Annotated in this window: 6 protein-coding genes; all 6 read right to left on the bottom strand. The window is 41.3% G+C overall.

Annotated elements, in window-relative coordinates:
* Positions 1–10 precede the first annotated feature (10 nt).
* The 6 genes from H9L23_RS12330 to H9L23_RS12355 all read right to left on the bottom strand — a co-directional run bounded on the left by H9L23_RS12330 (position 11) and on the right by H9L23_RS12355 (position 12,435).
* Complete coding sequence (locus H9L23_RS12330) at positions 11–1,336, bottom strand: alpha-L-arabinofuranosidase (RefSeq protein WP_187595239.1); 1,326 nt, start codon at positions 1,334–1,336, stop codon at positions 11–13.
* A 344-nt stretch (positions 1,337–1,680) separates the two neighbouring features.
* Positions 1,681–3,447 (bottom strand): alpha-L-arabinofuranosidase, encoded by a 1,767-nt coding sequence (locus tag H9L23_RS12335; protein ID WP_223191071.1) that lies wholly within the window; start codon positions 3,445–3,447, stop codon positions 1,681–1,683.
* Positions 3,448–3,516: 69 nt separating this feature from the next.
* Positions 3,517–4,752 carry a glycan-binding surface protein gene (locus tag H9L23_RS12340; protein ID WP_187595240.1) on the bottom strand — a complete coding sequence of 412 codons (1,236 nt, stop codon included), beginning with the start codon at positions 4,750–4,752 and terminating at the stop codon, positions 3,517–3,519.
* 32 nt (positions 4,753–4,784) lie between these two features.
* Positions 4,785–6,368 carry a RagB/SusD family nutrient uptake outer membrane protein gene (locus tag H9L23_RS12345; RefSeq protein ID WP_187595241.1) on the bottom strand — a complete coding sequence of 528 codons (1,584 nt, stop codon included), beginning with the start codon at positions 6,366–6,368 and terminating at the stop codon, positions 4,785–4,787.
* A gap of 17 nt (positions 6,369–6,385) precedes the next feature.
* On the bottom strand, positions 6,386–9,550 hold the full coding sequence (locus H9L23_RS12350) for a SusC/RagA family TonB-linked outer membrane protein (RefSeq protein WP_187595242.1): 3,165 nt from the start codon (positions 9,548–9,550) through the stop codon (positions 6,386–6,388).
* A gap of 41 nt (positions 9,551–9,591) precedes the next feature.
* Complete coding sequence (locus tag H9L23_RS12355; protein WP_187595243.1) at positions 9,592–12,435, bottom strand: TIM-barrel domain-containing protein; 2,844 nt, start codon at positions 12,433–12,435, stop codon at positions 9,592–9,594.
* Positions 12,436–12,551 lie beyond the last annotated feature (116 nt).

A 12,551-nucleotide genomic window follows, 5' to 3' on the forward strand; every position in this document is an offset into this window, starting at 1 on the left:
TGTTGTGTATTTATTCTGTTAACAGGTATTGGACTGAAAATGGCTGAGATTCGAACTTTATCTTTCCGGTAACAGTGGCCGATAATGCTTTTATCTTTTTAGGATCTTCGGGTCCGCCTGCTGCAAATTTTGTGGTTTTGCCGTTAACCAACACTTTTTGAGAGAAAGCGCCATTATCATCTCCACCCGTTAAACTGTATAGGTAATATTTTTTTGTGGATTTAAATCCGGTGATATCAAGATCAATAACCTGCGGTACATTGCCTTTATTTACAATAACAGCTCCCAGTTCTCCATTTTTAAACTTAGCGGAATAAGCCAGTATGTCATTGTTATCACTTACCTTGGTGGTGAGGAGTTGATCACCAAAAAACCGCTGAAAGTAATACATGTAGTAAAATACCGGCCTGGGATTCCAGAGTGGAACGCCAGGTTCGTCGCCTTTATTGAACATGCCATGATCATTGCCATGAGCATATCCATTGGCGAGATCCCATCGGCTGGCCATACCAAATTTTAAATTAGCCAGTTCGCCCAAAACAATGGCTGCGTGCATGCCATTGATAAAAGAACAGGATTGTTTTGAACCCGTGGCAAAAATATTCCATTCGGTAAGTGCCAAAGGCCTTTCGGGAAGCTGGTAAATTCTGGACAGCTCTTTCATATAAGCTGCCATTTTATGGGTTTCTGTTTTTGCTGTATTTAAAATAATTTCTGGCGAAGAATTTTGCTCGTAAGGGGTGTAATAACTGTGCAGCACATAATAATCTATAGCAGAACCAGCGGTCTTTAGCAATCCATCATTCCAGTTTTTGGTAATGCCGCCCTCCCACGATTTTTCTTTGGCGGTTTCAATCACCACTGCACCGATAAAAATTTCGCTGTTGATTTCTTTTGCAGCAGCTTTCATTGAATCGACAAAAACCTTTAAGTGTTCGCCATACAATTTGCCTGAAATCATTTCTGGTTGGTGATCTTTGTTTTTAGAAGTATCTATTTTATAACCAGCCTGCCAGGTACCGTAATTTTCATTACCGATTTCCCAGAATTTGGTTTTTCCTTTATCAAAACGGACCCAATCGGCCGCCAGGTGCGCTGCATTTTGCACGGGTTTATTGCCAGTACCATAACGGGCGTAACTGTAATTTACGCAGATAATACCCGTACTATTGGTTTCCTTTATTAATTGATAATAGTTCGATAGTGATAATGAGGAAGGATTATCGGTAATTCCATACCATAACCTTTCGGGCTTTTGCTTACGCTGATCGCCATATAAAATAACCTCGGGGACATCTTTTGGCCTGTTTTCTTTCGAGGTGTTCCAGAAATACACATTGCTGAGGTTGCCCCGGGAAAGCGGATGATATTTGGAGAAAGTGTTTTAATATGATCCATCAGCACCGGCTGATCTACAATCTGGCTCATGTAGGGATTAGAATTGTTTCCGTACAGGTAATTGGAAACCAGGCCTGCTTCGGCCTTATAATCAACTTTAATATTCACCGAAGCAGGTTTTAAAGGAATTGAATGTTTGATATAGGCAGGTTTATCAACCTTTTTACGCTGTAAATCCTGTAAAAAAAACGATTGAGGGTTTTGTCCAAACACATCACTATGTGTCATTAAAACTGAAAATGGCAATAGTAGGTAAAGGAATGTTTTTCGTAACATGAATAACTACTTTTTATCTACCGCTATAAACACAACTGACCTAGCCGGTAAAGAAACTTTTATACCTCCATCAACCAAAGCCGATTTTGCGGTTAAAGTTTGGTAATTGGCAGGTCCGCCTGAAACACCTGTTGGGCCATTATCATTTACAAATACCTTTTGAGAGAATTCGCCGTTGTCATCTCCACCGGTTAGGGTATAATAATAATACCTTGCGCCCGGCGCGAAATTTGTGATGTTAATGGTGGCCACCTGGCTTGTTGTACCTTTATTCACCACCACTATTCCGGCTGCACCAGAAGCATAACCTGAGGCATAACTCACCACATCGGTTGATCCGGAAACACTAGAACTAAGCATTCTATCACCGAAAATTTTCTGAAAATAGTACATGTGGTAAAATGCAGGCCTTGGCGTCCATTTAGTGGTTCCGTTACCTTCATCGCCCAAACTGAACATGCCGTGATCATTGCCTCCGGCATAACCGTTGGCCAAATCCCATCGGCTGGCCATGCCATAATTATTTTTAATCAGTTCGCCCAATACCATTGTAGCATGCATGCCAGCAATGTGCGATACCTGCTGTTTAGACCCTTCTGCAAAAATATTCCACTCGGTCATGGCGATCGGTTTTAAAGCAACACCGTTTTCCTGGGTTGTTTTTTTCATGTAATCCATAATCATTTTTGATTCGGTAACGGCTGTATTTAAAATCACTGAAGCAGAAGAATTTTGGGCATAAGGCGTATAATAGGTATGCACGATATAAAAATCGGCCGCATTGCCCGCTGCCGAAAGAAAACCGGAATTCCAGGTTTTATCTACAACATTGCTATTACCTATTGAGGCATCGTACTGGATCAGCTGACCACCAATTTTAATCACTGAACCGATTTCAGCCGCAGCCTTGCGCATAGAATCTGCGAAAACTTTAAAATGTTTACCGTATAATGCGCCGTTGATAATTTCTGGCTGTCCGTCTTTATTGGTAGCGGTATTGATTTTGTAACCAGCCTGCCATGGTCCGGCATCTTCATTTCCAATTTCCCAGTACTTGGTTTTTCCTTTATCAAAACGCACCCAATCGGCAGCCAAATGAGCAGCCACCTGATCAGGATGTGCACTGGTCCCGTAGCGGGCATAGCTGTAATTAACGGTGATTATACCTGTGCTATTCGTTTGCTGTAAAAAGCTATAATAACTGTCTACAGAAAATGTCCAGCTGGCGGTGTTTTTACCATACCAGTAACCTGCATTAACCGGAGCACCAGAAGTATTGTACAAGGTGGCAGGTGCATCATCAGGTTTTTGTCCGGGATTGGCATTAAAGAAAAAAACACTGGCAATGTTGCCTCCAGGGAAACGGATAATATTTGGCGAAAGGTTTTTTACATGGTTAATCAAAGTGGCCTCGGCACCCAATTGGCCGATGTAAGGATTGCTGTTGTTGCCGAAAAGATATTTGGAAACTTTACCAACGGTTTCGCTGTAATCAGCATTAATGGTTACTGCAACAGTTCCGGTTGGTTTAGCGGCATCAACAAAAGATGGTGCCACAAAGGTTTTGCCTTCCCAATTATCCATAAAAAAACCAACAGTTGTTGCGGTAGTTACCTCTTTAGGTGGAATAATGGTCCCGGTATTGGGTGGCGTTACTACAGGTGGTTCCTGAATGGGCTCATTATTATTCTTTTTACAGGAAGTGATGGCCAAAATGCTCAAAAGCATGCAAACGCCAATCACTTGATGTTTATGGTTTACAGAAGTTTTCATTTAAAGCAGGTCAAAAAGGTTTTGTTAAAAGTTGGTACCGGACACATTTATCCGGTACCAACCGGAAAACTATTTTTTCAATTTTACGATCCGGATATTGTCAATCCCCACATCAAACTTGGTGGTTACCGGGGTTGCGGTATCGTTGATGTACATAAAAACAATGGCGCCTTTGCCCGTATTGGTCACACTGCTCGATGAGGTAATCAGGTCATTTAAAGTTGGCGCAGAAGTTCCTGTACCCTCTCCATTACCTGTTTTGGTTTTAAACTGGGTTAAAGGAATGGTTACGGTATACCAGGTATTTGATTTAAAAATTCTCGTAGCCTCAGCTTTCCAAGGTTCGTAACGGGCCAGGTATAGCCACGACCCTTCGTTACGGCGGATCATCAGTCCTCCGCCACCCCAGGGTTCCTTAACCGAAATCTCGAATTTGAGTACATAACTCGAAACCGGATCGGCGAGATTGGCCTGTGGCACCCATTGTACCTGGTTAAGGTTTATAGACCGGTTGGCATCATACCATGCATAATTAAAGGCCGATATGCTGCCAGTAAACATCCTTGCATAATTACCCTGTGCACCCGGAAATAAAGCCTGACTATTCGTTATTGAAGCGCCATAGCTGTAATTATTTACATTATCAAAATTGCATAACATGCCGGTTACCTGATCATTGTAAGAACTGTAGGTACTTGTTCCGCCTTGTGTTTTCACCACAATATCGCCTGAGGTGGCCGATAATGGAATGGTTACGGTGCACGAAGTGCCATCGGGTTTAGAAACCACATTGGTACCATCTGCCCCACCCGGAAAAGTAATGCTCTTGATCAGATAAAGATATTGACCATATAAAGTGATGGTTTGCCCCTGAGGGGTATACTCATTACTCACACTACTTACTACTGGTGGTGGTGGTGATACCGGAAAAGTAAAGGTTGTTTCGCCATATTTGGTTACTAAACGGATCGTGTTTTCCTGCCCTTTAGGAATATTAGAAAATAAAATGGAAGGAACGGTGACTACGAAATTATCATCTCCAACCAGGGCCGAATTAAAAGTTGCTGCAAAACCGCTAAAATACACAGCCGAAACCGTTTTGAGGTTTTCACCCTGGATTACAATATTTTGCCCCGAACCTACTTTAGTTAGCGTAGAATCGTTAGGAGCAGCTGAAATTGCCCTTATTCTGGTTATTACAGGTGGTTTTTCGTTGTCACTTTTTTTACATGCAGTTTGCATGGCCAATACCATCATCAATAGGATGACAATAATTCCAGATCTGCTTTTTATAAGCTTTTTCATTATGATTTAATTTAAAATTAAACTTATAGCTGTTATTTATAATATGGTACTGCAGGCTGACTTAGCAATGGATTGGTGGTAAGATCGGCCAGCGGATAAGGCAACTTAAAAGATGCATCGCTTGGTGTAGAAAACTGATCTTCGTTTACCCTTACATTTGTAGCCGAATTAAAAGTTAAGCGACCACGGTTCTGTGCAGCAATTTTAGAAATGGTTTGTGCCGGATTAATATCATGCTCGCGGAGCAGATCGAACCAATACTGACCTTCAATAGCCAGTTCCAATTGTCTATCCACTAAAACATCTGCTTTTGAAACAGGTGAAGTTTTAGCATCTAAACCTGCCCTTGTACGCACCAGATTATAATACTTTAAAGCATCGGCATCCGTAGTGGTGGGCGAATTGCCTAATATGGCTTCAGCATAAATCAGGTAAACATCAGCCAACCTGAGCATATATGCTGCAGAACTGGTAGAAAGCGAGTATACCTGTCCGGGGTTATCATCATTGGTACCCACCACATATTTTTTCACATGTGGCCTTTCATCAGTAACCCTGTAACCACCATCTTTTTTTAATAATTCGGGATAGAAATCGCCATTCTGCATAAACGTGGCTTTACGGCGCAGGTCTTTTACATCATATTTATTGTAAATATCGATACTTGGGGTGTTGGCAGCGCCATATCCATCACCTGCGTTGGTGAGTTTGCCTTCTGCTGCATAATAACCTTGCGTACTATTGCCGAGGCCATAATTGTTCGGACTGGCAATAAACTGAAGGGCAAATAAACTTTCCTCGTTATTGTTGTTTTCTATCTTAAAAAGATCAGCATAACTTGGAAGCAATTTTAAACCACTGTTGTTACAAACATCGCCGGCATATTTCTTTGCGCTATCCAACAAGGCCACGTCACGCTGTCCGGTTCCTGTACCAGTCCCATCATCTTTCAGGCCCGAACGGGTAAGGTAAATTTTAGCCAGCATGCCTTCTGCCGACCATTTGTTTACCCTTCCTTTATCAATTACCGTACGTAGATTTTGAGAAGCGAATTTTAAATCTTCGATAATGAAGCGGTAAACATCCTTAACCAGGTGTTTGTTCACCTGAGGCTGTTCGGCAAGGGTACGGTTATCAGTAATGATGGGTACTTCGCCGAAATACTGTACCAGGTAGAAATAGGATGTACCCCTTAAAAAACGCAGCTCTCCTATGGCATTATTTTTCGCTATTGCGCTCACCGATGGATCAGTATTCTGGGTAATGTAAATGATATTCAGGTTGCAATAGGCTATAATTTTGTATAACGAGCGCCAGGCTTCGTTAATCCTTGCATCCGAACTGTTTACCGCGAAGGTAGAATAAGAAACAAAATTGGTGCGCGACAAATTGCCTGCCATGGCATCGCCTAAAACCAGGATTGATTTATCGTTAAAATCAAACCAGGGTGTTCCGTACAGGGCACCAGTGGCCAGGCGCAGGTCGCCTTCTGATTTAAAGAAGCTTTCCAGGGTAACTTTATCCTGTGGCGTTCTGTCTAAAAAGCTTTTTTTACATCCTAAAAATGATGTTAAGCCGGTTAACAGGGCTATTGTGAAATATATTTTATTTTTCATCTTTATAAATATTAATGTTAAAAACCGGCATAAATACCAAAGGTGTAGGTACGTGATGATGGATATCTTCCATTATCAACTCCTGCCGACTGCGCGTTCTGGAACCTCGAACCTACTTCAGGGTCGTAACCTGTATGATCGGTTATGGTAAACAGATTGGTTACGTTGCCATAAACCCTTAGGTAGCTGAGCTTTACTTTTTGGACTATTTTAGACGGCACACTGTAACCCAGTACTAAATTTTTAAGACGCAGGTAAGATCCGTTTTCGATATACCTCGAAGAAACCCTGTTGTTACCGTTTAACGTCGAAGTTGAAATCCGTGGAACAGTGGTATTTGGATTGGTGACATATACATTATTAATATCGGTGGCACTTCCATTTGGATCCTTTAGGCCAATACGGGCATAATCGTTAACCGATTGCAACAATCCGAAACCACTTTGAAGATCTTCGTTTGTACGTTTTAACTGGTTAAAGATTTTGTTGCCATAATTTCCGTTGAAAAATACGGTCAGGTCGAATGCTTTATATTTGAAAGTATTGGTGAAGCCATACTGGAATTTCGGCAGCGGTGAACCCAGATAAGTTAAATCTTTACTGTCGATTACTTTATCTCCGTTTAAATCCCTGAATTTAATATCGCCAACCCAAACCCCGTTTACACCGATGGCACCTTGATTAGCGCTATTGGTTAAATCGGCGCCATCTTTAAATACGCCATCGGCGATGTAGCCATAAAACTCACCGATTGACCTGCCTACCGCAACCTGCTGAACGATATCGGTACCCAGGTATTGAGGCAAATTGGTGTTTTCGGTAATTAAACTGGTTACTTTGTTTAAATTTCTCGATAAAGTAATATTGGTGGTCCAGCTAAAATTTTTTGTTTTGATATTGGTAGAATTTACGCTGAATTCGATCCCTTTATTTACAATAGAGCCAATATTTTTGGTCGGTGCATTTAATTTTGCAACCGTAAACTGATCCTGTGGTGTAGTACCCGAATAAAGTGGTAACGACAAGCTGTTTAGCAGGTTATTGGTATTTTTATAATAAGCATCTACCGTAAACTGCAACCTGTCTTTAAAGAAACTGGCATCAATACCTACGTTTGATGATTTAGTGGTTTCCCATTTGGCATCCGGGTTAGGTACATTATCCAAGAGTACACCAAGTCCTAAAGCCGTTTGTGTGGTGCGATAAGAGGTCCCATAAACATAATCGGCAATGTTTTGGTTGTTTACCAGACCATAACCCACACGGAGCTTAAGATCGCTGATAAAATCAACCGATTTCAGGAAATTTTCCTGTTTTAAACGATAGGCCAATGCTACGGCATAAGTAAAATTCCACCGATTATCTGGGGAGAATTTCGATGAACCATCGTACCTCACGGTAGAGGTTAAGGTATATTTATCATCATAAGTAAAGTTGAACCTGCCATAGTAAGAATCGATGGCTTGCTGGCTTTTACCGCTGGTTGAAGTTGCTTTTGCCGGATCGCCCAGGTTCAGTTCAGAATTTACAGACTGAAAGTAACCGGTTGCGGTAGCATCAACAAAACTGCTGGTATTTAAACGCGATTCGTGTCCTAAAGTACCGTTAAGTTTATATTTCGAAGCAAAAGTGTGGTTATAGGTTAAATAAGTACGAAAGGTATTGTTGTTATAAGCTGTAGTACCCCTCCGGCCAAAACTATTGGTTTTAGGGAACTGACCGAATTGATAAGCTGGCTCAAACTGTTCAATCTGTCCGAAATTGTAGTTTACGGCAATCTCGTTCCTTAATACAAAATCTTTCAGGAAAGTAATGTCTGCAAAAGCACTCCCGTAAACTTCGCTCCTTGTTCGGGTATTGGTGTTGATCTCCGTTAACGCAAATGGATTGGTTAAGGTAAAAAGCGGACTTGATGGCCCACCATAAGAACCATCAGGGTTTACAACAGCAATATCAGGCGACTGTCTGATAGCCAGTTGCACTAAATTACCATCCTGGTTATTGATGTTTTCGTTAATGCGGTTTCCGGAGATGTTGGCAGAAAGTTTTAACCAGGTAGTTGCTTTGGTTTCCACATTTAGCCTTACATTATATCTTTTAAAATCAGATTTTACTGCAATACCATCCTGCGAAAGGTAACCTGCATTCAAAATGTAGGTTGTTCTTCCGTCTCCACCGTTTACCGAAAGGTTATAATTTTCTACAGGTGCCGTACCAAAAATGGCTTTTTGCCAGTTTGTGCCCGGCCCTAATACAGAGGGATCGGCAAATAGAGGATTTGGTACTGCCCCGTTCAATACATCCCTTACATTTCTAAATGCAGCATATTCAGGAAGTTCCATTACCGGTAAATATTTTGGCAATTGCTGTATGCCATAAGAAGCATCGATACTCACCTTCGGCGGACCTGATTTTCCTTTTTTGGTGGTTACAATTACTACACCGTTACTGGCCTGACTACCGTAAATAGCCGTTGCAGAAGCATCTTTTAAAATATCGATACTTTCTATATCTGAGGGTGAAATGGTGGCCAGCGGATTGGTTCCCGGGCTACCGCCTGTATAAATGGCACCGTTAACATCACCACCGTAAAATACACCATCAACTACATATAAAGGTTCCTGATTACCACCTAAGGTAGAAACTCCCCTGATTTGTACCGAAATACCACCACCAGGCTGACCAGAATTGGTATTGATGACCACTCCGGCTACACGCCCCTGCAAAGCCTGGTCGAAAGTAGTTGCTGCCGATTTAGCAATATCATCTGCCCGTATGGATGATACCGAACCGGTAAGGTCTTTACGTAAAGACGTTCCGTAACCTACCACTACCACTTCATCAAGTTTATTGATGGTGGTAACCAGGCTCACGTTAATTACATCCTGATTGCCAATGGTAACTTCTTTTGCTTCTGCACCGATGTAACTAAATACGAGTACATCGCCCGTGGTCACTTTTACCACAAAATTACCTGCCCCATCGGTAATGGCCAATTGTGTTTTTTTTCCTTTTAGGGAGATGCTTACCCCTGGAATAGCATCTTTAATATTGTCGCTACTGGTTACTTTACCACGTACTGTTTTTTGAACCGCTTGCCCAAAAACAGCAGAACTGAAATGGATAAGCGTGAAAAGAAACATCAGCAATACAATTCCTGTTTTGTTTAATGTACGCCTCATCTTTTTAGTTTTGTAAATAATTGTCTCATAAATCTGGTTAGTTAAAATTTGGTTATTGTTTGTTTGCCGGTGTAGTGTATGGTTTTATCCGGTGTTTGATTAAAATTTAAAGCTTTTGCCTTTTTAGGCGTAATGCGTATAATATTGAATGTTCTGTTTTCTAACATGCCTTTAAATGTCCCTTTACGATCGGCAATGGTTAAGGTTTTAGCACTTTCACTGTAGGTAAACTCAATGGTAGAAAAAGCACCTTTTTCGTAGTTGTAGTTTAAACCTTCATCTTCATAAAGTGTAAATGTTCCATCTTTTCCTGTATACACATAAAGCGTAATCGGATCGGCAGGTTTTTCGGCTGTATACTGAATTTCAGGTCCATAAGGAATAATAGCACCCTCTTTTACATAAACAGGCATCTGGCCGTAAGGCGCTTTAGCGTTGATGGTCTGTCCACCCTTAACATAAGCGCCCGTGTATAAATCATACCAGCCATTTAATTTTGGTAAATACACTTTTCTACTGGTGGCGCCATATTTATACACCGGATTAATCAGCAGCGAAGGACCGAACATATACTGATCGGCAATGTTTTTAACCTGTTCGTCTGCTCCATAATCCATAATCAGGCCACGCATAATGGTATAATCTTTTTGGTAGGTATTTCCTGCTAATGAATAGATGTAGGGCATTAAACGGTAGCGCAGTTTATTGTAAAATAAAATGCTTTTGTAAGCCGGATGATCGGCTGGTGCAATATTGTAAACCTCGCGAAACGGAAACTGGCCGTGCCCCCTAAACAAGGGAACAAATGCACCAAACTGGTACCAGCGGGTATTGAGTTCTCTCCATTCGGCCAGATCTGCTGCATCTGGTTTTTCATACCTGCGTTCTACTGAAAAACCACCGATGTCCATGGTCCAGTAAGGAAGGCCGGACAATGAAAAATTGATTCCTGCCGAAATCTGCGATTTCATATCTTCCCAACGGGAGGCAATATCGCCGCTCCAGGTGGCTGCTGCATACCTTTGCAGACCACCATAAGCAGACCTTGTTAAAATAAATACCCTATCGTTCGCATTAGCTTTCCGTTGCCCTTCGTAAACGCCTTTCGAATTCTGAAGTGGAAAAGCATTGAAATATTTCGTAGCAGAACCTAAAAATGTTGGCGTCATCAGCTGTTTTCTTTCTTCGATAGGCAGGTTAGAATGGATATCCGGTTCGGTAGCATCCATCCACCAGGCATCTATTCCTTTTTTGTAAAGGTTTTTGTTCATCAGGTCCCAAAACAAGCCACGGGCTTCCGGGTTAAAGGCATCGTAAAAAGTAGATGGATAGCCTAACCAATCTTTTCTTCCATCGGCAATATTGCGTTTATACAAAAAGCCATTTTTGTTCATCAGGTCGTAATTGGCATTGCCGGAATAAAATTTTGGCCAAACCGAAATCATCAAACGGGTATTGTAGGTTTCATGCAGGGTTTTAATCATCGCATCAGGATCGGGGAAACGGCTTTTATCAAATTCATGCGTTCCCCAGCTATCGGGTTTCCAATACTGCCAATCGAGCACAATATTATCAATCGGGATTTTACGGTCCCTAAATTCTTTCACCACGCCCAAAAGCTCTTCCTGGGTTTTATACCTTTCTCTGCTCTGCCAAAAGCCCATGGCCCACTTTGGCATCAGCACTGCTTTACCGGTAAGGGTTCTATAACCGCTAATCACTTCATCGGCATTGGCTCCCGAAACAAAGTAATAGTTAATTTCATCTCCGGCCTCTGAAGAAAAAGCATACTGATTTTTTTCACCTTCTGGTATTGGGGTTAAACATTTTATCGCCAGGTAAGATTCTGAACCATCAGGAATCCACTCTATTTTAATGTCGTACTTTTTATCTTTCTGCATTTCTGTTTCTACAACAGCAGTACCCGGATTCCATGCCTGTCTCCACTTATCTACCAACAGCTCTCCATTAATCCAGATTTTAATGTAACCGGCATATTTAACATGAAAGTGTTGCAAGCCTGTATATCCAGATGATATTTTGCCTTCCCAAAGTACTTTTCCGTTGGCCATTTTAAAGCTGTCGGGGAATTTTTTCATATCACTTAAAAAAGAATAATCGATATCCGATTCAGCTCTTGTAATGCTTGCCGCATTTTTTTTCTGATCGCTGTAGGTAGCGGTTAACCAACCCTGGTCGCCATCTTTAGAAAATAGTCGCAAACTTGATAGTGGTTGGTAATCCCGTACATCGCCCACTTTGGTGATGGAGTAATTATCCCAAAGGATACCGTAGTTTTTACTGCTCAGTAGAAAAGGAATCGCTACATCGGTATTGTTCTGAAGAAGCAGAACCTGCTTGCCTTTGTAGTTCATCATGTCGTCCTGATGTTGTCCTAAGCCATAAAGCGCCTCATCATTTGGCGAATTAAAAACCTGCGTAATCTGATAGCCTGCTTCTCCATCGTTAGAAACGGCTTTGAAAGATCTTGCATTTTGTATTTTCTCTTCGAGTATATTTTTTCCGTTTAAATCCTGGTATTGAATCTGACCTGAGTGAATATCAACCTTTACCAATAGTGATTTTGTGGTCAGCCTGATTCCGTCTGCATTTTCAGTAACTGTCCACTCTGGTTTAGATTTTACCGGAAGAACCATCAAACTGGGTTCAAGCGAAAATTGATCACCTGGTGTAATTACGGCATGGATAATCTGATCGGTGATGACTTCTATTTTAATCTGTTTACCAATGGCAATGTTATTAATACCTGGACGCACAATGATTCCATTATCGGTTTTTTGATAATGAATGGTTTGCGAAAAAGCGCACACAGGAAAGGCAAATAAAAATACAACTGTACTTAGGAAGGAATAATATTTTCTCATAAAGCTTATAAGGCAACCAGTGTTAAATGGTGCCGCAGAATATTTGGTTATTTAATAAGCTAAAGGTAAAGGGCTACCGAAATAAGCGTGGTATGCAAATGTTTAAGAATAGGTAT

It is taken from the genome of Pedobacter roseus (assembly GCF_014395225.1).
Taxonomy (GTDB): domain Bacteria; phylum Bacteroidota; class Bacteroidia; order Sphingobacteriales; family Sphingobacteriaceae; genus Pedobacter; species Pedobacter roseus.